This window comes from uncultured Roseobacter sp., assembly GCF_947488185.1.
Taxonomy (GTDB): Bacteria; Pseudomonadota; Alphaproteobacteria; order Rhodobacterales; family Rhodobacteraceae; genus Roseobacter.
Window position 1 is genome coordinate 58224 of record NZ_CANKYM010000005.1, and the last position, 19515, is coordinate 77738.

The window sequence follows — 19515 nt, forward strand, 5'->3', positions numbered from 1 at the left end:
TCATTTTCGTAACTTCGCACCGCCCGTCAGAACCGTGCGCCCGTGCCCTGCAGCACGCCATGCTCCAGCGCGTAGCGTGTCAGCCCCGCGGTGCTGGAAATCCCAAGCTTGCGCTTGATGTTCTTGCGGTGCGTCTCGACCGTGCGCACGGAGATATCGAGCGTGATCGCGACTTCCTTGTTGGACTTACCCTGTGCCAGCTGTAGCAGGATCGTTTGTTCCCGCCCGGTCAGTGCTTCGCGCGCGTTATCCCCTTTGGGCTCCAGCGACCCGCGTGCCCCGGTACACAGATAGCGCTCCCCCGACATCACCACGTCGATGGCCTTTTTGATCTCGTCGGTTGGCACGTCTTTCAGCACATAGCCCATGGCCCCGTGGTTGAGCGCGGACGAGATGTATTCAGGACTGTCATGCATCGACAACACGAGGATGCGCGTACCCGGACGCTGTTCCAGGATTACCTCGGTGGCGGTCAGCCCGCCCATGTCCGGCATGTTCAGATCCATCAGGATCACATCCGGGTCGAGCGTGTTCAACTGGTCGATGGCATCGCGTGCAGAGTTGCAGGTGCCGACGACCTTGATGTCATCGTAGCTTTCCAGAATGGACTGAATGCCATCGGCAACCATGGGGTGATCGTCAATGATCAGGGTTTTGATGCAGGGTGTATTACTCATGCGGGTACTTTGGGTCTGGTCGGGGTTTCAGGTTCAGGTGGCAAGAGATGCGACAGCGGGACGGAGACCTCGATGATCGTACCGTTACCGCCGCGGGGTCTGGCGATGCGCAACGTCCCTTCGAGCTGTTCGACGCGTTCCTGCATGTTGCGCAATCCCAGGCCGCCGGTGGGGTTGATGCTGTCATCGGGCAGGCCGCGCCCGTTGTCTTCGATGCGCAGGGTCGCACCTTTCTTGTGGCCGCGCAGATCGATGCGCACGTGGCTTGCCAGCGCATGGCGTTCGACATTTGTCAGCGCTTCTTGGGCGATACGGTACATCGCAATCTTGGCCTCCCCGTCCAGCCGGTTGCGAAAGACGACCGTCTGAAAGTCTACCCGCACGCCGGTCCGCTCGCTGAAATCTTCGGCCAGTGCCTTGATCGCCGGGCCAAGGCCGAGATCGTCCAGCACGCCAGGGCGCAGATCGCGGCTGATGCGGCGCACCTCCGAAATGGCCACGCCCAGGGTCTCGATCCCCTTGCTGAGGGGTTCATTGGCGGTGCGGTCCCCACGATCCAGTTTGCGCCGCGCGGTATCGAGCGCATAGCGCACCCCGACCAGCAGCTGGCTGATCCCGTCGTGCAATTCGCGCGCGACACGGCCCCGTTCCTCTTCCTGCGCGTCCAGCACCCGTTGGGTCAGCTTCTTCAGCTTGGCATCCGCCAACCGCCGTTCGCGAATGTTGAGCCCCATGCCGGTCAGGAAAACGGCGAGCAGGGCGGCGAGGGTGATCATGCCAATATAGAAGAACGTCTGCTGCACCCGCGCTTCCACATCCGCGCGGGCCGAGGCGACCGTGGCCAAAACGTCATCGATGAAAACACCGGTCCCCACCGCCCATCGCCAGCTGGGAAAGCTGGTGACATAGGTGATCATGCGCGCCTCTTCCCCGGTCGAGGGCTTAGGCCAGAGATAGCTGTGATATCCCGCACCAGAGCGCGCGATGCGGATGATCTCGTCCACGATGGGGGTGCCGTCGCTGTCCTCCAGCCCGGACCAGTTGCGGTTGATCATGCCGGTCTGGCGCGGGCTGACGAGGTTGGTCCCGTCATAATCATAGACAAAGAAAAACCCGTCGGTGCCGTAGATCATCGCCGAGAGGATTTGTGCTACCTGATCGCGCGCCTCCTGATCATCGGGGGCGGCGTTGCCGTATATAAAGTAGAAACCGTTGCGGGCCTGCGTCACGTAATTGGCCAGTTCGGCCTTCTTGGCCTCCAGCAGCTGCGTCTCCAGCGCCTTGATTTCCCGCTCGGCCAGCGTGCGCGACTGGAAGGCCACCAGCACGGCAATTGCCGCCACCGCTGCAATCAGCGGTACCGTCGCCACAAGCGACAGTTTCTGCGCGTAGCTTGGCCGGAAAAGAGCGCCAATTCGTTTCATGGCAGACTGGTTACGTGGAATCACCGGCGAATCAAAGTCTGATCCGGATTATGGTATGCGCCGATTGTGCCAATCTGCGGTAACACCCTGCCAAAACTGGCCTAAAAATCTGACCAAAACGAATTAAATGCCGGTTTTCTACGCAGTAGTAGGTATTTCATTTGGATCACGCGTCGCTAGTGTGGCCACACTCGAAACGACCTGGGCGTGTTCTTGCGCTGCGGGCGTCATATTTGGGAGGAGTATCCACATGGATCGTCGTTCATTTCTGAAGACATCTGCACTTGGCGGTTCCGCCGCAGCGGCCACAACGCTGGCCGCACCCGCGATTGCCCAAGGCAACCGCGTCCTGACAATGGTTACGTCCTGGCCCCGCGGTTTTGCGGTTCTGGATGACGCGGCCACCTACTTTGAGGAAATGGTTGGCGCGATGTCCGATGGCACGCTGACCATCGACAAGAAAGCCCCCGGCGAGCTGGTTGGCGCCTTCGAGGTGTTTGACGCGGTCTCGTCCGGTCAGGCAGACCTCTATCACTCCGCCGACTACTACTTCATCGGCCAGCACCCGGGCTATGCCTACTTCACGGCGGTTCCCTTCGGCGGTACGGCGCAGGAAGTGACCAACTGGTACCACCACGGCGGCGGCCACGAGCTGCACAACGAGCTGGGTGAAATCTTCAACCTGAAATCCTTCATCGCGGGCAACTCCGGCTCGCAGTCCGGTGGCTGGTTCCGCAATGAAATCAACTCTGCCGGTGACTTCAACGGTCTGAAGTTCCGCATGCCGGGTCTTGGTGGCAAGGTGCTGGGCGAACTTGGCGCGTCGGTGCAGAACATCCCCGGTGGCGAGCTCTACCAGGCGCTGTCCTCCGGTGCCCTCGACGGTCTGGAGTGGGTCGGTCCCTTCGCGGACGAACGCGCGGGCTTCCAGGAAGTGGCGAAGGTCTACTACACCGCCGGTTTCCACGAGCCGGGCTCTGCTCTGGCCTGCGGTATGAACCTCGACGTCTATAATGACCTGTCACCAGCGCATCAGGCGATCATCACCAATGCCGCCATGGCGACCACACATGTTCAGCTGGCCGAAACGCTGGCCAACAACGGTGCGGCGCTGGCGCGCCTGCAGGCACAGGGCGTGAAAACGCTGCAATTCCCGGATGATGTCTGGGATGCCTTCGGTGCCGCGTCCAAGAAAGTCATGGACGAGAACATGGGTGACGAGCTCTTTGCGAAGATCCGCGGCTCCTTCGAGGAATCGCTGGCGCAAAGCTCTGACTGGCTGCTGAAGTCGGACGGCTTCTACGTGGCACAGCGGAACCGCGTTCTGGCGAACGGCTAAGTCTTAGCCAATCAAATATGGGGGGCCACTTGTGCTATAGTGGCCCCCTATCGCAATCCAGTTCCGCACCACTGCGGGACCACGGAAGGCGCTGACAGCAGCGCAACGGGTGAGGGGACATATGGAAAACGACGCGAGCGAAGCAGGCGGCTCACTCTCTGTCATCTTTGACGGGGTGCTCTGGTTCTTCACCAATATCGGCCTGGCCGTGTATAATTTCTTCTACGCGATCACGCATCCCGCGCTCTGGCTGGACTGGTCCAGCAAGGAAGCAATCATGCGCTTCGTCTACTATGGCGGATCGGTTGAGTTCTTCTTTGTCATCTTTACGGCCTTCCTGATCTTTTTCGCCGTCGGCTTGTGGAAGAACAGCTTCATGTGGGGCTGTGTCCGTGTGCTCGAAGGCTTTGCCAACACGGTCGGGCGCTTTTTTGCCTGGGCGGGGCTCTTGATGGTGATCCAGCAGATCATCATCGTCTTCATGCAGCGGATTTTCACCCGACCCGACATCTCCATCGGCTTCGGCATCCCGCTGCAGTTCGACATCAGCTGGTTTGCCGAGGAGCTCAAGCTCTACAATGCGATGGTCGTGTGCCTCTGCATGGCCTACACCTTCGTGCAGGGCGGCCACGTGCGCGTCGACCTCGTCTATTCAGCGGTAAAATTCCGCACCAAGAAGGTCATCGACATGTTCGGTGCGATCTTCTTCATGATTCCGGTGGCGGTGCTGATCTGGCTTTATGGCTGGTTCTTCCTTTGGCGTCACCTGATCGTGCCCAACCCCTCGGCCTCGGATACGCTGGACCGGTTGCTGCTGAAATCCCGCGCGCTGCGCTGGAACGTGGAGACCATCGGCTTCAGCCCCAACGGCTTCAACGGCTATTTCCTCTTCAAGGTTCTGCTCTGCGCCTTTACGGCGATGCTGTTCCTGCAGGCGGTGGCGATGTTCTTCCGCTCCTACCTGGAGTGGAAGGAGGGCCCGGAGAGCGAGGGCAAATACCTCGACCGCGACAGCCTGGGCGACGGCGAAGAAGCCTACGAAGGCGCACACTAATCTAACGAGACGCCGCGATCCACGCAGCGCAGCAAGGGACTATAGGACATGTTTTTCGGTCTAGACGGCGTCGAAGTTGGCCTGATCATCGTTTTCATCTGCCTCTTTGGCGGTATCCTCTCGGGCTTTCCGGTGGCTTTCGCCATCGCCGGGGCCGGGGTGATCTCCTTTGGCATCATCGCCGCCCTCGACAGCGCGGGGCTGCTGATCCACCAGGCCATTGATACCGGCAGTCAGGTCTACCGAGATCTGGTGAATTCCGGGGTCAAGGCGGATACGATATCCGTCTTCCGATACCCCGATTTGCCGCGGATCGAAGAGCCGGTGTTCCCCAAGGGCTGGGAAGTGGCGCTCGACCGCAACGTCTCCTTTGTCGTCAACCGGATGAACGAACGCGTACTGGCGGGCCAGTCCATCGAGACACTTTTGGCCGTGCTGATGTTCGTGCTCATGGGCATCACGCTGGAACGCTCCAAGATCGCCAACGACCTGCTGACAACCATGGCGCGTGTCTTTGGCCCGCTGCCCGGCGGTCTGGCCGTCTCCATCGTGGTTGTGGGTGCCTTCCTTGCCGCCTCCACCGGGATCGTCGGTGCCACCGTGGTGACCATGGGGCTGCTGGCGCTGCCGACCATGTTGCGCAACGGGTATTCGCCTGAACTGTCGACGGGCGTCATCGCCGCCTCAGGCACGCTGGGGCAGATCATTCCACCCTCTATCGTGATCGTTCTGCTGGGCACGCTGGCGGGGGATCTCTATTCCGCAGCACAGGAACGCCGCGCGACCACCGCCGGGTGTACCGACGCTTTGACCTATCTGGGCGAGCCTGCGGTGCTCTCTGTTGGCACGCTCTTCCAGGCAGCCCTCCTCCCGGGGATCATGCTGGCGCTGCTCTATGCGCTTTATGCCTTTGGCTACGCGCTGCTGAACCCCGACAAGGCGCCCGCTGTCGAGATGGGCAGCACCAACGCCGAACCTGTGACCCGCGGTGAAGCCTTCACCTGGTTCCTCGGCGCACCGATCGCGATCGTCGTCGGCACCATTCTGCTGGGTAACCTCGGCATCATTGGTGACCAGTCCACCAATGTTTCCCGCTTCTCCGACATCGGCGAAGGGGCGTCGCTCCGGACAAATGTCAGCCCCGATTGTCAGGCCGCGATGATCGAACTGCACGGGCAGTTTGCCTGGGACACAGCCGTGGCAGAGCAGGCGGCGATCAACGAGGCGGGCGGCGTACAAGCATCGCAACAACTGACCGAAGAGGAACTGGCCGCAGCCCAGGCGGCCAAGATTGCAAACGCGGCCCCCATCGGCACCGGCATTGCGATCATTCTGGTGCTGACCTCGCTGTTTCTGACGACCGCGCGGGGCGTGTCGCCCTCCAGCTCCGCCCAGCCGATTCTGATCGGGGCCGTCGGGGCAGTCCTGATCATCCTCGTGGATATCACGATGGTCGGCCCGGCGACGTCCCCGGGCACGATGATCGCCTTCATGGCGTTGCCCTTTGCCGCGCTGATGTACGGGGTGGTCTACGCCACGAAGATCTGTGCGACAAATGAGCTCATTCGCGTGGTCTTTCCGCCGCTTGTGCTGATCGTCGCCGTTCTGGGCTCGATCCTCGGCGGGATCACCAACCCGACACCGGCGGCGGCGTTGGGGGCGGGTGGCGCGATCATGTTGGCGGCCTATCGCAAGCTGAAAGATCAGGACCGCACCCCCAAGGTGATCATCTGGTCCACGCTGGCAATCATCGTCTGCATCCTCGTCGGCATTAATTTCGATTTGCGCATCAACAACGGCACCGTGGGTTTTGAAAGCTGGTTCGCTTTCTTCGTGGCCTATGCCGCCTACCTCTATGCGCTCTTTGGTCTGCTGTTCTCTTGCTGGGTCCTCTACACTTCCGGCGTGTTGAGCCCGGTGGTGCGTGAGACCGCGAAGGTCACCAGCATGGTCTTCACCATCCTCATCGGCTCTCAGCTGCTGAACCTTGTGGTGATCTCCTTTGGTGGCGAACACTACATCCAGCAGTTCCTGAAAAGCTTCGATGACGAGTTCAAGGTTTTCCTGATCGTGATGGTCGTGCTCTTCGTGCTGGGCTTCGTGCTCGACTTCCTCGAGATCATCTACATCGTGATCCCCATCGTCGGCCCGGTGATCTACGGCGGCAGTTTTGATCCCAAATGGGTGACAATCATGATCGCGGTGAACCTGCAGACCTCCTTCCTGACACCGCCTTTCGGCTTTGCGCTCTTCTACCTGCGCGGGGTGGCGCCGAAAGAGGTGACCACGGGCCATATCTATCGCGGGATCATCCCCTTCGTGTTGATCCAGGTGGTCGGGTTGGCACTGCTCTGGACCTTCCCCGGCATCGTGACCATCGTACCGGATCTCATTCCGAACTGATCAAGGGCACGGCCACGTGAACAGGAGAGGGGCCGCGTGCCCCTCTTTCTTCTTCGGTTTTGAAAGCGAGGTCGGCCGCGGTTCCATGCGTTTGGGCAGCTAGGTCGCAAACTCTTCTGTCAGCCAGGATAGCAGCTTGTCCGTCTCCGGATGCGGGTTCCGCATTATTCCTCGAAACACCGAAATCTCGGTCGGGCGCGATACGAATTCCGCGCAGGGCCGGATCAGTTTGCCCTCTTCAATCAGGCTCTCGGTGGTGCGTCGCCATCCTAGCGCGATGCCCTGACCGGCTACGGCGGCCTGCAGCGCCAGCGGATAGCTGTCAAAGGGGATCAGGCGCGGGCGCTTTGGCGTCGGCGTACCAACGTTTTCGAACCACTCCGCCCATTCCATCCAGTCCTGCGGGATCACCAGATGCGACAGCAGGGGAAACGCCAGCAGAGCGCCGGGGGACAAGGGGTATTTCCCCACTGGCAGAAGCGAGGGCGCGCAGACAGGGAAGACATCGTCGGAGGCCGTGAATGCGAGCCGTGCGGTGCCGGAGGCTCTGCCGGAGGTCTGGATCGCAACGTCAAAGGTCTCCGGAGAGTCCGTCAAAGGATTGACTGACGTCACAATGCGCAGCGCCGTCCCCGGATGGCGTTCGTGAAAGCGCGCAAGACGCGGCATCATCCAGTAAAACGCCTCGCACAGCTGGCAATGCAGAACCAGCTCACTTGAGCGTCTGCTCCCCCGGAGGACCGCGACTTCGGCTGCGATCTCTGACAGCGACGCGCTGACCACCCGTCCCAGTCTCCGCCCGGCGTCTGTCAAGAAAACGGCCCGGTTCCGACGCTCGAAAAGAGGCACTCCCATCTCTTCTTCCAACAAGGCGATCTGCTTGCTGACGGCGGTCTGTGTCATGCCAAGCTCCGCTGCCGCCACAGAGAAGTTCTCATGCCGGGCGGCAGCTTCGAAGGGCTTCAGTCGCGATAGCGGGGGCAGGGCGTGCAATTCACTTTTCATAACTCTGGCTCATGCAAAAATCCGGAAAACTCCTTTTTCAATTGGAGTGATACATGATTTCTGAGGTTTTGCGACCTTTGCAGAAAAGCACCTCATATGGCAGATACAACAGCACACCATCACAAAACACGGGCGGTCAGCGCGATCGTGGCGTCTGTCTTTGCCCTGTCTCTCGGTGATGCACTGATCAAAGCCACGAGCCTGTCCTTGCCGCTGTGGCAAATGTATATCCTGCGGTCCGCGTTGACGGTGCCCGTTCTCTGGGCGTTGGCGCGGCGGTCTGGGCGTATTCGGCTGCACGCGCCCGGTTGGGTACTACTGCGCAGCCTGCTGCTCTTCGTCATGTGGCTGAGCTACTATGCCGCGTTGCCCCTGATGCCGCTATCGCTTGCGGCGGCCGCCTATTACACGGGGCCGCTGTTCATCGTGGCCCTTGCGGCGGTTCTGGCGCGGCGCTGGCCGGCCAACCGGGCGCTCCTCGCGATCCTCTGCGGTTTCGTTGGCGTGATCCTTGTAATCCGGCCTGATACATCCGGCTTTCAGATCGGTACGCTCCTCCCTGTCGCCGCCGCAGTCCTCTATGCCTGCGCAATGGTGCTGACCTCGATCAAATGCCGTGACGATAACCCCCTTGTCCTTGCGCTGGCACTGAATGTCGTTTTCATCGTTGGCGGCGCGGGTCTGGGGCTGTTCGCCGGTGCAGAGGCCTCTTTCATCCTTGGGACGTGGCAGCCATTGTCCCTGCACCGGCTGGCAATCGTTGCAGCACTTGCCGTGCTCATTCTCATCGGCAGCGTCGGGGCGGCGATTGCCTATCAGCAGGGTCCCCCCGCCACCGTCGCGGTGTTTGACTACGGCTACCTGGCGTTCAGCGTGATGTGGGGCGCGCTGTTCCTTGGCGAGCTTCCCAGTGCGATGGCGTTGACCGGCATAGCTGTTATCTTCGCGGCAGGGCTCCTGACGCTGCCGCCGCAGGGACGACCCGGGAGTGCGGAATGACGCATCACGCGTCCAAAAGAGAGATGGGGATTTCATGACCTTTGAAACCTGGCTGGCGTATGTGGCCGCCTACGCGGTGCTGTCCCTCATTCCGGGACCCAGCGTGTTCATGGTGATCGGGCAATCCCTGTCACGCGGGTTAGGCGCAGCGATGTTCTGCATTCTTGGCGACATGCTGGGCGGCGTGATCGTGATGACCGCGTCTTACGTGGGGTTGGGGTTGATCCTCGCAGCGTCGAGCAACGCATTCCTGCTGCTGAAGTGGGCAGGCGTGGCCTATATGGCATGGCTGGGTGTGACGCAAATCGTCTCGGCCAAGCGGCTGAGCGATGTGGCAGTGACACACAAGACGACCGGGGCTCAACAGGCAGCCAGTTTCAGGGCAGGGTTTCTGACGGGCGTGCTGAACCCCAAGGCCATCCTTTTCTATGTCGTCTTTCTGGCCCAGTTCATGAACCCGGACCTCCCAATGACGCCACAATTCCTGATCCTTTTGATCACCTCCGGCGTCGTCGTTTTCTTCGTGCTCATGGCGTATGCGCTGGTGGCGGCGCAGGCCAGACGCCAGATGCGCAGCCTGCGGGCGCGCAGGGCAATGGGGTATGCAGGCGGGTCGTTCCTGTTGGGTGGCAGCATGTTGATGGCCACGGACCGATGATTGGTGTCGCCGGGCGGGGCAGATGATTGTTCGGGAGTGAGGCCGGTCGCTTACCGCGTCGGGCGCGTGTCCGGCAGATGAATGTTAGCAACCTGTTCGGCAATCGGATCGGTGGACAGGGGATGCGTATCCGCAGTGAAGGCGGAGGGATCTTTCATCTTCTGCCAACTACCGCCGATGTAGACCTCAAGCCCTGAAAACTTGGATTTGTAGCCCATCTTCTGACTGCCCGGCACCCAGTAGCCCAGATAGACATAGGGCAGCCCGGCCTCTTCGGCGATCTTGATGTGATCTAGGATCATGTAAGTGCCAAGCGAGCGTTTCGGATGACCGGGCTCGTAAAAGGAATAGACCATGCTCAGCCCGTCCGAGAGTACATCCGTCAGGCTGACACCGATCAATCCGCCGCCGTCCTTGTCGGTATATTCCACCACCCGGCTGCGGATTGGTGTTTCCTCGATCATCGCCGCGAACTCAAAGACATCCATATCCGCCATGCCGCCCTCGGCGTGGCGACTGTCCAGATAGGTTCGAAAGAGCTCGTATTGCTCCTCCGACGCCCAAGGCGAGGTGGCTTGCCGGTCCAGGTCGGCGTTGCGGTTGATGGTTCGGCGCTGGCTGCGCGATGCGGTGAAGGCGGAGACATCAATGCGCGCGCTCAGACAGGCGGAACACTCCGCACAGGAGGGGCGATAGAGGACGTTCTGCGAACGGCGAAAACCCTGCTGTGACAGGCTGTCGTTCAGCTTGCTGGCGTTTTCGCCCTGTAGCGCCGTGAACAGCTTACGCTCCATGCGCCCCTCCAGATAGGGGCACGGTTGTGGGGCAGTTACGTAGAACTGCGGAGCGATGGGCAGTGTGTGGCGCATGGGATTCCAGAGGTTGTCCGCGCCAGAATAGCAAGACGCGCGCCAGCCGCCAACCCGAAGTTTACAACCCTAGCGGTGGGCAGCGCGGCGGTTGATCATGACCGTCCCCAAGGCGTGATCGCTCAGGCCCTGACCCCGTTCCGTCGTGGCCATGAGCACCATGGAGATCAGCTGCAAGGGCGCCAGACCCCAGCTGATGGTATACCCCAGCGTATGGGCAAAGGCGCCGCCCATATCAAGTTGCGTGCCACGTGATGTGCGCAGTTCAATCGCGAAGAGGCGCATGCCCCAGGTGGCAGAGCTATTGGCGATCGTGATCATGCGGTAGATGAAGCCCACCACCAGAAACAGCAACGGGAAAAAGAACAGCCCCGTGAAGGCTGTGAAGGGCAGGATCACAAGGCAGGCCAGAAAGGTCAGAACCGCATCGACGCCCCAGGCCATGAAGCGTTTAAGCGGAACGTCCTTGTAAAAGTCCGGTTGGGTTTGCGGGTCGGGCGTGGCCATCGAGAAAAACCTTGTCAGGAAGAGGGAAGTGCCGGGATTTGCCCCGGCACATCATCGGTTAGGCGTTTGCCGTGCCTTCGTCATTCTTGTCGGCGCGGTCGTTCATGAACTGGTCGAATTCTGCCTTGTCTTTTGCATCGCGCAGACGCTCAAGGAAAGCCTCGAATTGCTGTTGTTCATCTTCCAGACGGCGCAGCGTGTCCGCCTTGTAGGCGTCGAAGGCCGAATTGCCGCTGGGCCGCATGGCGCGCATGCCATGGCGCATCGAGGTGGACTTACGGCTGCAGGATGTGAACATGCGTTTGCTCCAGATCATGTAAAAGAGAAGGGCGAGACCCACGGGCCAAAGGAAGACAAATCCAAGGACCATGGCGGCAATCCATGCGCCCTTACCTTTGGAATCGAGCCAGTTTTCGGCGCGGGTGAACCAACCGGGCTGGCTGGGCAGGGGTGTCATTTGTGTCGCGGTGGTCATCAAAGTGCCTTTCTATTCGAGTTATCGGATCCCCGTGTCTTTGGAGATGTGAATGTCTTTCACATTACATAGATTGGCATGTGGGATCGCGCTTACAAGTCTCTATGTGAATGTTTTTTACATTTTTTACTTTAATGTTGTAGATTCAGGTAATTGCGCGACATTTATTTGCCGATGATACCCCAAAATGGACAACCCACGGGCCTTTTTAGACGTGAAAACTCCCGCGCAAAGGGCCATTGACCTCCCCGCCATCTGTGGCAAAAGCTGGCACATGAGCCTTGCCCGCCTTATGACACGTTGCCCTCGCGCTTTTGACCCGGACCGGGGGCGCGAGGCGCTTGACGCCGTCGCGGATATTCCACCTGATCTGCGGGACCTCATTACGGGGACCGCCGGATCAAGCCCCTATCTGGCCAGCCTGATCGGGAAGGAAGCGGCGTGGTTGCCGGGGGCACTTGCCGCCCCGGACGATACGTTACGGACCGAAATCACAATCGCACAGGACGCGGGCGCGGATGGGTTGGCGGATGCCTTGCGGCAGGGCAAGCGACGGGTCGCGCTGCTGACGGCATTGGCGGATTTGAGCGGCGCCTGGCCTTTACACCGGGTGACGGGTGCGTTGACGGATTTTGCAGACGCCGCCTGCCAATCCGCGTTGCGTGCGGGCCTTGCGGTGCAGATCAAACGTGGCAAGCTGCCGGGCAAGACCGAGGACGATTTGCAGGACGCCGCAGGCATGTGCGTTCTGGCCATGGGTAAGATGGGGGCAGGGGAGCTCAACTACTCTTCCGACATCGATTTGATCTGCCTCTTTGACGAGACACGGTTCGCGCCATCGGAGTTTCACGATGCCCGCGCCAGTTTCGTACGTGCCACCCGCGCTATGACCGCCACGCTGAGCGAGATGACCGCGCAGGGCTATGTGTTCCGCACCGATCTGCGCCTGCGCCCTGATCCTGCCGTGACGCCTGTCTGCATGGCGATGGAGGCGGCCGAACGCTACTACGAAAGCCTCGGGCGCACGTGGGAGCGCGCAGCCTATATCAAGGCGCGCGTCGCCGCGGGCGATCAGGTGGCCGGCGGGCGGTTCCTTCAAGAGCTGTCGCCCTTCGTGTGGCGCAGACATCTCGATTTTGCCGCCATCCAGGACGCCCATGACATGCGTCTCGCCATTCGGGAACACAAGGGCTTGGGCGGTCCGATCACCCTGCCGGGGCATAATATGAAGCTTGGCCGGGGCGGCATTCGAGAAATCGAGTTTTTTACCCAAACCCGTCAGCTGATTGCGGGCGGGCGGGACCCCGAACTCCGCCTGCGCGGCACGGTCGAAAGCCTTGCTGCCCTTGCGGAAAAGGACTGGGTGCCCGCCGATATGGCGCAAACACTTGCGGATAACTACATTGCGCACCGCACCGTGGAGCATCGGCTGCAGATGGTGCAGGACGCGCAGACCCACAGCCTGCCGCAGAACGGAGACGGCTTTGAGCGCCTGGCCTGCCTGATGGACCGCGACAGCACCGCGCTGCAGACGGAGCTGGCGGAACGGCTGGAAGCGGTACACGAGATGACCGAAGGGTTTTTTGCCCCGGCGAAACCCGACACCGCCGCGCCGGGCATTCTGGACGATGACATGCTGTCGCGCTGGCTCGGCTATCCGGCCCTGCGCAGCGAGCGCAGCCGCGCAATCTTTCAGCGCTTGCGCCCGGATCTGCTGACGCGACTGGCGCAATCCTCTCGGCCCGAGGAGGCGCTGCGGGCCTTTGACGGCTTCCTTGCCGGGTTGCCTGCCGGGGTACAGCTCTTTTCCTTGCTCGAAGCGAACCCGCAGCTCACTGATCTTCTGATCGACATCACCGGCACCTCGCCCGAACTGGCACAATACCTGTCGCAGAATGCGGGTGTCTTCGATGCGGTCATTGGGGGGGATTTCTTTATCGACTGGCCGGGTCAGGCGGGCTTGGAACCGCTGCTGCTTCAGCGCCTGAGCGTCGAGGCGGATTACGAGGCGCAACTGGATGCCACCCGGCGCTGGCGCAAGGAATGGCATTTCCGGATCGGTGTGCATCTGTTGCGCGGGCTGATCGATGCGGATGTGGCGGGCCGTCAATATGCCGATCTGGCGCGGGCGGTTCTGGCGGTCCTGTGGCCGCTGGTGATCGCGCAGTTTGCCAAACGGCACGGGCCACCGCCCGGTCGCGGGGCCGTGGTGCTGGGCATGGGGTCGCTAGGCGCCGGGCGGCTCAACGCCGGGTCCGATCTGGACCTGATCGTGATCTATGACCCGCTGGGCAGCGATATGTCCGACGGGCAGAAGCCGCTGTCGACCAGACCCTATTACGCGCGTCTGACGCAGGCATTGATCACCGCGCTGACGGCACCGATGGCGCAGGGGCGGCTCTTCGAGGTGGACATGCGCCTGCGGCCCTCGGGTAATCAGGGGCCGGTGGCCACCAGCTGGGCCTCCTTTCAGAGCTATCAGCAGGAGCAGGCCTGGGTCTGGGAGCATCTGGCGCTGACCCGCGCCCGGGTGGTGGCGGGGCCGGATGATCTGGCCGAAGATGTGGAGCAGTTTCGCCAGCAATTGCTGCAGGCCCCGCGCGACGCCACCGAGACGCTCGCGGAGGTGGCCGAGATGCGCGACCGCATCCGCGCGGCCAAAAGCCCGGCCAGCCTGTGGGACGCCAAGATCGGCCCGGGCCGGGTGCAGGAAATCGAATTGATTGCACAGACCGGCGCCTTGCTGCAGGGCGATGTGAGCGGTCAGACTGAGGCGGGCCTGCAGGCCGCTGTCGCTTCGGGGGTGTTGGATGACGCTTCGGGGCGGGACCTCTCCGCGCTCTACGCCTTTTATTCCCGTGTGTATCAGGTCACGCGCCTGCTGTCGGATCAGCCGCTGGATGCGGAGACGTTGGGCCCGGCGGGGCAGGCGTTTTTGTTGCGCGCCTTGGAGGAGGATACGATGACTGACCTGCAGGACCGGCTTGTCGAGAGCTACGCCCGCTCCGCCGCTCTCCTTGATGCCGCGCTCTGCGCGCCCGATGTGGCGGCGGCACCATGAAGGGCGACGAGAACGATCCCAAAGGGCTGATCTTTGAGGCCTACCGCATCGAGGGGATTACCGATGCCGAGTGCCGGACCATTTTCCTCGACTGGGCGCTCAGCCTGCCGCCGGAGCGCGAAACGGCACAGGCGCTTCAATTGCTGGTCACGCAATACGGGGCGCTGCATGCCGACCATCCGATGACCGGTGTCATGACCGAAGGTCTGTCGGGCATGGCCACCCCGAAAAGACGTGGCGGCTGGCGATCGCGCCCGAGAAACTAACCGTTTTCAGCGAATTCGGAACAGTTTTAGCTAAAATTCGTCACAATTCAGCCTCAGTCGGTGGGTATCTACGCCTTCGAAGTACACAGGCGTGCAGAATGTCGCCCTTAGTGGAGACACGATATGAAACCGATGAAACTGATTACAGCACTGGGCTTTGCCGCGCTGATAGCGGGCTGCGCGACGACAGATACCGCCAGCCGGAACGCCCCGTTCAACACGCCGGGCGCAACGAATGCACCTACGACGCAAGCCCTTGTGGATACAGGCGTTTTTGAGGTTGCAGAACCCTCTTGGAATATCCAGCGCGTGAACGTGATCGTGCCGGAGACACTGGTGGTCTCGGAGGCCAACAGCTACTACCCATCCGGCGACATCGTATGGCGCGGTGATCCCGCCGGGGATCGCCATGCACAGGTCAAAGCCATCTTTGAGAACGCCATGGCGCGGGGCACCGATGACATGGACAAGGGGCAATCTGTTATTCTCGATGTGCAGGTGTTCCGCTTTCACGCCCTGACCGAAAAGACCCGTTATACTATTGGTGGCGTGCATTCGATTACCTTCGGCGTGAGCCTGCGCGATGCAGAAACAGGCGCACTCCTTGGGGAACGCCGTGTGGTCAAAGCTGACCTGAAAGGGTTCGGTGGCCAGCAAGCCATTGACGCAGAGCGTCAGGGGCTGACCCAGAAGGTGCGGATCACCGATCACCTTGCCAAGGTTATCCAGGCCGAGCTTGCCAGTGCCGAGGGCTACACCAATCAGCGGCTGGGTCTGGTTCAGGCGATCAACAACACATTCTGATCTTTCACCCGACCGTGGAAGGGATTAGAGGAGGGCGCTATGACAGCGCCCTTTTCTGCATCCGATGCACCCGTTACCGATTTACCCGTCGTCCGGCTGCGGCCCAAGGCCAATGCCCGGGCGATCCGCCATGGCTTTCCGTGGGTCTATGCCAATGAGTTGGTGACCGACCGCCGCACCAAAGCCTTGGCGTCCGGCACACTGGCCCAATTGCAGGATGATGCGCGCAATCCCATGGGGATCGTCGGGGTCAATCCGGCCTCCAAGATCATCGCGCGGGTGCTGGACCGGGACCCGGGCGCGCAGATTGACCAGAGCTGGTTCGAGGCGCGGCTGGCGCGTGCGCTGGCTCTGCGGACGCGCCTTTTTGAGGCACCGTTCTACCGGCTGGTGCATGCCGAGGCGGACGGCCTGCCGGGGGTGATCATCGACCGGTTTGGCGACACCTGTGTCGTGCAGCCCAATGCCGCCTGGGCGGAGGCTCTCTTGACGCCCCTGGTCGCGGCCCTGCAATCGGTGACCGGCGTGCAGACCGTGCTGAAAAACGCCTCTGGCCGGACGCGGGGGCTGGAGGGGCTGGATGATGCAAGCGCCGTTCTCGCAGGTACCGCGCCGGATGCGCCAGTACCGGTGCCGATGAATGGCGCGACCTATATGGCCGACCTGACCGGCGGGCAGAAGACCGGGTTGTTCTACGATCAACGGCCCAACCACGCTTTTGCCGCGTCATTGGCGCGTGGCGCGCGGGTGCTGGATGTCTTTAGCCATGTGGGCGGGTTTTCCCTTGCTGCATTGGCAAGTGGGGCGGAGCGGGCCTTGGCCGTGGACGGCGCGCAACCCGCGCTGGATCTGGCGCAGGCCGGTGCGGAGGCGATGGGGGTTGAAAACCGATTTGCCACGCGGCGCGGCGATGCGTTCGAGGTATTGAGCGCCCTGCGCGAGGAGGGCGCGGAATTTGATGTGGTGATTTGTGACCCGCCTGCCTTTGCGCCTGCGCGCCCGGCGTTGGACGCCGGGTTGCGCGCCTATGAGCGTGTTGCGCGGCTGGCGGCTGGTTTGGTGGCTGAAAACGGTATTTTGGGCCTCTGTTCCTGCTCCCATGCGGCCGATCTTGCTGCCTTTCGCGGGGCCAGCGTGCGCGGTATTGGTCGGGCAGGGCGGCGTGCTGCGCTGATCCACACCGGGTTCGCAGGGCCGGATCATCCGCAACTGCCGCAGCTGGCGGAAAGCGGCTATCTCAAGTCCCTGTTCTTTCGGTTGTAATCCATGAAAATCACCATCGACGCCTGCGTTCTCTATCCCACGGTGATGCGGGAGATGGTGCTGGGCGTTGCCGCGACCGGCGCGTTTGAGCCCGTGTGGTCACCCCGCATTCTGGAGGAATGGGCGCGCGCCGCGATCAAGCTTGGCCCGCTGGGAGAGACGCAGGCGCGCAGTGAAATCGCGCTGTTGCGGTCGGCCTGGTCGGATGCCGAAGCACCTGCCGTGCCGCAGATCGAGAACCGTCTGTGGTTGCCGGATGAAAACGATATCCACGTGCTCGCCACAGCGGTTTCAACATCAAGTGATGCAATCATGACACTGAATGCAGAGGATTTTCCAAAGGGCGCGCTGGCGGAAGAAGGCCTGTCGCGGCTGGCACCGGATGAGTTCCTATACGCGCAGTTGTGCCAGAGACCGGATGCCGTGCGTGCAGTGGCGGACAGGGTTTTAGGCGAGGCGCGACGTCTTTCCGGTCAGCCCTGGGAGATGCGTGCGCTCCTGAAAAAGGCCCGGTTGCCGCGTGTCGCAAAAGCTTTGACGCAGTCCGGCTGAGGCCTACTCCGTCACGGCCCATTTCGCTTCGAGCGCTTTCAGGGCGGCCACCCGATCCTGGGTTTTGGGATGACTCATCAGCCAGGCGGGCACGGCGCCGCCGTTCTGTTGTGTCAGCTTGTCCAGTTTTTCAAACAGGCTGATCTGCGGGGCCAGGCCGATACCTGCCTTGGTCAGCAGTGCCGCTGCGTAGGCATCGGCCTCATATTCATCCGAGCGGGACAGCCGTGCGGCCAGCAGGGTGGTCAGCATGCCCGCCAGCCAGACCCCGATCCCCGGGATGAACCGGCCCAAGACAATGGCGAGGGCCGTGCGCAGGGCATTCTGGCCGGAGAAATCGATCATCCGCCGCCGCGAATGGCCCAGGGCAACATGGCCCATTTCATGGGCGATCACGCTGGCGATTTCCGTGTCGCTGACCTCGCCGGTGCGGAATTTGTTGTAAAAGCCGCGGGTGATGAAAATGCGCCCATCTGGTGCGGCCAGCCCGTTGACCGGGTCGATCTCGTAGATGTGCACGCGGATGCGCGGCAGGTCCAGTGCAGCGGCCATCCGGTCCATCAGGGCCTTGAGTTTGGCGTCCGCCAGTTCGGTGGAGCGTGCGTCCAACTGCTTGGCCGTGCGCCACGCGGAAAAATGGTACATCGCAAGGCCATAGAGAATGGCGAGCAGGATGGGCATGAATTTGATCATGGGGGGAATATGGGGCCGGGGAGCGCCGGCGGCAAGTTCGGGAGCCTCCGGCGGGGATATTTTAGGCCAGAAGAAGCGGGTGTTGTCGATCAGCGGCCCAGCAGTTTCATGCCGCGTTCGATGCCGGAGAGGGTCATGGGGACCATGGCATCTGGCCCCAGCAAGTCCTGGATCATGGCGATGGACTGGGTATAGCGCCAGTATTTCTCGGGGACCGGGTTGATCCAGAGGGTCGCGGGCCATTGGTCGCGAAAGCGGGTCAGCCAGGTGGCACCGCTCTCTTCGTTCCAATGCTCGGATGCGCCACCGGGGTAGGCGATTTCATAGGGTGACATGGAGGCATCGCCCACGAAGATGCATTTGTAGTCCGGTCCGAAAGTGCGCAGCACCTCATGCGTGGGGATTTGCGCGTCCCAGCGGCGGCGGTTGTCGCGCCAGAGCCCTTCATAGACGCAATTGTGGAAGTAGTAGTGTTCCATGTGTTTGAATTCGACGCGGGCGGCGGAGAACAGTTCTTCCACCACTTTCACGTGGGCGTCCATGGAGCCGCCTACGTCGAGAAACAGCAGCACCTTGACCGCATTGCGCCGCTCGGGTCGGGTTTTCACATCGAGATAGCCGTGTTCCGCCGTGGCGCGGATGGTGCCCCCCAGATCAAGCTCTTCGTTTGCGCCGTCACGGGCCCAGCGGCGCAGCCGTTTCAGCGCGACCTTGATGTTGCGGGTGCCCAGTTCGACCGTGTCGTCGAGGTTCTTGAATTCGCGTTTGTCCCAGACCTTGGTGGCGCGCTGATGACGGGAGCGGTCCTGGCCGATGCGCACGCCTTCGGGGTTGTAGCCATAGGCGCCGAAGGGCGAGGTGCCGGCAGTGCCGATCCATTTGTTGCCGCCCTGGTGCCGCCCTTGCTGTTCTTCGAGGCGTTTTTTCAGCGTTTCCATGAGCTTGTCGAAACCGCCCAGAGCGTCAATCTCGGCCTTTTCCTCCGCTGTCAGGTGCTTTTCAGCCATTTTTTTAAGCCAGTCGGCGGGGATGTCCATGGCCTCCATCACCTCCTGCACCGAGATGTTTTCCAACCCGGAGAAGGCCGCTGCAAAGGCGCGATCGAACTTGTCGATGTTGCGTTCGTCCTTCACCAGTGTGACGCGGGCCAGATAGTAAAACGCCTCGATATCATAGGTTGCCAGCCCGGCCTGCATGGCTTCGAGAAAGGACAGATATTCCCGCAGTGAGACGGGAACGGCATTCTTGCGCAGGGCATCGAAGAAGGGCAGGAACATGGAACGAGGTTATACCAGCAGGCGGTCAACCACCACCGTCAGGACCATGCCGACAATCATGAAGGCCATCGCATAACCGGCTGCGTATTGCGCGATATCCTTGCGGTTGCCCTTACGGCGCGCAGCGGTGATGCCGCCGATGATGGCGCCCAGAATGGCAGCTGCGATTACGATCATGCGGTCCCTCGT

The 19515-nt window shown here is 61.5% G+C and carries 19 protein-coding genes; 10 read left to right on the forward strand and 9 right to left on the reverse strand.

Features of this window, described 5'->3' with window-relative positions; genetic code table 11:
• Positions 1-26: 26 nt before the first annotated feature.
• Both Q1A52_RS18385 and Q1A52_RS18390 read right to left on the reverse strand, forming a co-directional pair.
• On the reverse strand, positions 27-677 hold the full coding sequence (locus Q1A52_RS18385) for a response regulator transcription factor (protein WP_300018751.1): 651 nt from the start codon (positions 675-677) through the stop codon (positions 27-29).
• Entirely contained in the window at positions 674-2101 is a 1428-nt protein-coding gene (locus Q1A52_RS18390; RefSeq protein ID WP_300018754.1) for a cache domain-containing protein, read from the reverse strand. The genes Q1A52_RS18385 and Q1A52_RS18390 overlap by 4 nt, the downstream gene beginning before the upstream one ends.
• Before the next feature lie 250 nt (positions 2102-2351).
• Here Q1A52_RS18390 and Q1A52_RS18395 point away from each other — a divergent pair, with 250 nt between their 5' ends.
• The 3 genes from Q1A52_RS18395 (at position 2352) to Q1A52_RS18405 (ending at position 6897) form a co-directional block, all read left to right on the forward strand.
• Complete coding sequence (locus tag Q1A52_RS18395) at positions 2352-3440, forward strand: TRAP transporter substrate-binding protein (protein ID WP_300018757.1); 1089 nt, start codon at positions 2352-2354, stop codon at positions 3438-3440.
• A gap of 121 nt (positions 3441-3561) precedes the next feature.
• Positions 3562-4494: a TRAP transporter small permease subunit gene (locus tag Q1A52_RS18400; protein WP_300018760.1), complete on the forward strand. Its 933-nt coding sequence runs from the start codon at positions 3562-3564 to the stop codon at positions 4492-4494.
• Between the two features lie 48 nt (positions 4495-4542).
• Positions 4543-6897, forward strand: coding sequence for a TRAP transporter large permease subunit (locus tag Q1A52_RS18405; RefSeq protein WP_300018763.1), 2355 nt, complete (start codon positions 4543-4545; stop codon positions 6895-6897).
• Between the two features lie 99 nt (positions 6898-6996).
• On the opposite strand, the gene Q1A52_RS18410 is transcribed toward Q1A52_RS18405, so the two are convergent.
• Positions 6997-7902 carry a LysR family transcriptional regulator gene (locus tag Q1A52_RS18410; protein ID WP_300018766.1) on the reverse strand — a complete coding sequence of 302 codons (906 nt, stop codon included), beginning with the start codon at positions 7900-7902 and terminating at the stop codon, positions 6997-6999.
• 96 nt (positions 7903-7998) lie between these two features.
• On the opposite strand from Q1A52_RS18410, the gene Q1A52_RS18415 reads away from it, so the two are divergent.
• Positions 7999-8901 carry a DMT family transporter gene (locus tag Q1A52_RS18415; RefSeq protein WP_300018769.1) on the forward strand — a complete coding sequence of 301 codons (903 nt, stop codon included), beginning with the start codon at positions 7999-8001 and terminating at the stop codon, positions 8899-8901.
• 34 nt (positions 8902-8935) lie between these two features.
• Positions 8936-9559, forward strand: coding sequence for a LysE family translocator (locus tag Q1A52_RS18420; RefSeq protein ID WP_300018773.1), 624 nt, complete (start codon positions 8936-8938; stop codon positions 9557-9559).
• 50 nt (positions 9560-9609) lie between these two features.
• Here the strand turns inward: Q1A52_RS18420 and Q1A52_RS18425 are convergent, their stop codons facing one another.
• The 3 genes from Q1A52_RS18425 to Q1A52_RS18435 form a co-directional block, all read right to left on the reverse strand.
• Positions 9610-10428 (reverse strand): arginyltransferase, encoded by an 819-nt coding sequence (locus tag Q1A52_RS18425; RefSeq protein WP_299783479.1) that lies wholly within the window; start codon positions 10426-10428, stop codon positions 9610-9612.
• A 69-nt stretch (positions 10429-10497) separates the two neighbouring features.
• A complete protein-coding gene (locus Q1A52_RS18430; RefSeq protein ID WP_300018776.1) occupies positions 10498-10935 on the reverse strand; it encodes an RDD family protein in 438 nt (145 codons plus the stop codon).
• A 58-nt stretch (positions 10936-10993) separates the two neighbouring features.
• Positions 10994-11410, reverse strand: coding sequence for a DUF2852 domain-containing protein (locus Q1A52_RS18435; protein WP_300018779.1), 417 nt, complete (start codon positions 11408-11410; stop codon positions 10994-10996).
• 274 nt (positions 11411-11684) lie between these two features.
• Between Q1A52_RS18435 and Q1A52_RS18440 the strand changes: the two genes are divergently transcribed.
• The 5 genes from Q1A52_RS18440 (at position 11685) to Q1A52_RS18460 (ending at position 17356) form a co-directional block, all read left to right on the forward strand.
• Positions 11685-14471, forward strand: a complete 2787-nt coding sequence (locus Q1A52_RS18440; protein WP_300018782.1) for a glutamine-synthetase adenylyltransferase — start codon at positions 11685-11687, stop codon at positions 14469-14471.
• The gene (locus Q1A52_RS18445) at positions 14468-14737 is read left to right on the forward strand and encodes a hypothetical protein (RefSeq protein ID WP_299864563.1); all 270 of its coding nucleotides are present in this window, start codon (positions 14468-14470) and stop codon (positions 14735-14737) included. Before Q1A52_RS18440 ends, Q1A52_RS18445 begins: the two co-directional genes overlap by 4 nt.
• 123 nt (positions 14738-14860) lie before the next feature.
• A complete protein-coding gene (locus Q1A52_RS18450) occupies positions 14861-15541 on the forward strand; it encodes a DUF6778 family protein (protein WP_300018785.1) in 681 nt (226 codons plus the stop codon).
• A gap of 39 nt (positions 15542-15580) precedes the next feature.
• On the forward strand, positions 15581-16804 hold the full coding sequence (locus Q1A52_RS18455) for an RSP_2647 family RNA methyltransferase (protein WP_300018788.1): 1224 nt from the start codon (positions 15581-15583) through the stop codon (positions 16802-16804).
• 3 nt (positions 16805-16807) lie between these two features.
• Complete coding sequence (locus tag Q1A52_RS18460; protein WP_300018791.1) at positions 16808-17356, forward strand: RSP_2648 family PIN domain-containing protein; 549 nt, start codon at positions 16808-16810, stop codon at positions 17354-17356.
• 3 nt (positions 17357-17359) lie between these two features.
• Here the strand turns inward: Q1A52_RS18460 and Q1A52_RS18465 are convergent, their stop codons facing one another.
• The 3 genes from Q1A52_RS18465 to Q1A52_RS18475 form a co-directional block, all read right to left on the reverse strand.
• Entirely contained in the window at positions 17360-18049 is a 690-nt protein-coding gene (locus Q1A52_RS18465; protein WP_300018794.1) for a M48 family metallopeptidase, read from the reverse strand.
• Positions 18050-18138: 89 nt separating this feature from the next.
• Complete coding sequence (locus Q1A52_RS18470) at positions 18139-19326, reverse strand: VWA domain-containing protein (RefSeq protein WP_300018797.1); 1188 nt, start codon at positions 19324-19326, stop codon at positions 18139-18141.
• A 9-nt stretch (positions 19327-19335) separates the two neighbouring features.
• A complete protein-coding gene (locus Q1A52_RS18475; protein ID WP_300018799.1) occupies positions 19336-19503 on the reverse strand; it encodes an apolipoprotein acyltransferase in 168 nt (55 codons plus the stop codon).
• Positions 19504-19515: the final 12 nt, after the last annotated feature.

Bases quoted from the DNA above. Each gene is read 5' to 3' on its own strand.
- Q1A52_RS18385 (WP_300018751.1), bottom strand. From the start codon at position 677: ATGAGTAATACACCCTGCATCAAAACCCTGATCATTGACGATCACCCC.
- Q1A52_RS18390 (WP_300018754.1), bottom strand. From the start codon at position 2,101: ATGAAACGAATTGGCGCTCTTTTCCGGCCAAGCTACGCGCAGAAACTG.
- Q1A52_RS18395 (WP_300018757.1), top strand. From the start codon at position 2,352: ATGGATCGTCGTTCATTTCTGAAGACATCTGCACTTGGCGGTTCCGCC.
- Q1A52_RS18400 (WP_300018760.1), top strand. From the start codon at position 3,562: ATGGAAAACGACGCGAGCGAAGCAGGCGGCTCACTCTCTGTCATCTTT.
- Q1A52_RS18405 (WP_300018763.1), top strand. From the start codon at position 4,543: ATGTTTTTCGGTCTAGACGGCGTCGAAGTTGGCCTGATCATCGTTTTC.
- Q1A52_RS18410 (WP_300018766.1), bottom strand. From the start codon at position 7,902: ATGAAAAGTGAATTGCACGCCCTGCCCCCGCTATCGCGACTGAAGCCC.
- Q1A52_RS18415 (WP_300018769.1), top strand. From the start codon at position 7,999: ATGGCAGATACAACAGCACACCATCACAAAACACGGGCGGTCAGCGCG.
- Q1A52_RS18420 (WP_300018773.1), top strand. From the start codon at position 8,936: ATGACCTTTGAAACCTGGCTGGCGTATGTGGCCGCCTACGCGGTGCTG.
- Q1A52_RS18425 (WP_299783479.1), bottom strand. From the start codon at position 10,428: ATGCGCCACACACTGCCCATCGCTCCGCAGTTCTACGTAACTGCCCCA.
- Q1A52_RS18430 (WP_300018776.1), bottom strand. From the start codon at position 10,935: ATGGCCACGCCCGACCCGCAAACCCAACCGGACTTTTACAAGGACGTT.
- Q1A52_RS18435 (WP_300018779.1), bottom strand. From the start codon at position 11,410: ATGACCACCGCGACACAAATGACACCCCTGCCCAGCCAGCCCGGTTGG.
- Q1A52_RS18440 (WP_300018782.1), top strand. From the start codon at position 11,685: ATGAGCCTTGCCCGCCTTATGACACGTTGCCCTCGCGCTTTTGACCCG.
- Q1A52_RS18445 (WP_299864563.1), top strand. From the start codon at position 14,468: ATGAAGGGCGACGAGAACGATCCCAAAGGGCTGATCTTTGAGGCCTAC.
- Q1A52_RS18450 (WP_300018785.1), top strand. From the start codon at position 14,861: ATGAAACCGATGAAACTGATTACAGCACTGGGCTTTGCCGCGCTGATA.
- Q1A52_RS18455 (WP_300018788.1), top strand. From the start codon at position 15,581: ATGACAGCGCCCTTTTCTGCATCCGATGCACCCGTTACCGATTTACCC.
- Q1A52_RS18460 (WP_300018791.1), top strand. From the start codon at position 16,808: ATGAAAATCACCATCGACGCCTGCGTTCTCTATCCCACGGTGATGCGG.
- Q1A52_RS18465 (WP_300018794.1), bottom strand. From the start codon at position 18,049: ATGATCAAATTCATGCCCATCCTGCTCGCCATTCTCTATGGCCTTGCG.
- Q1A52_RS18470 (WP_300018797.1), bottom strand. From the start codon at position 19,326: ATGTTCCTGCCCTTCTTCGATGCCCTGCGCAAGAATGCCGTTCCCGTC.
- Q1A52_RS18475 (WP_300018799.1), bottom strand. From the start codon at position 19,503: ATGATCGTAATCGCAGCTGCCATTCTGGGCGCCATCATCGGCGGCATC.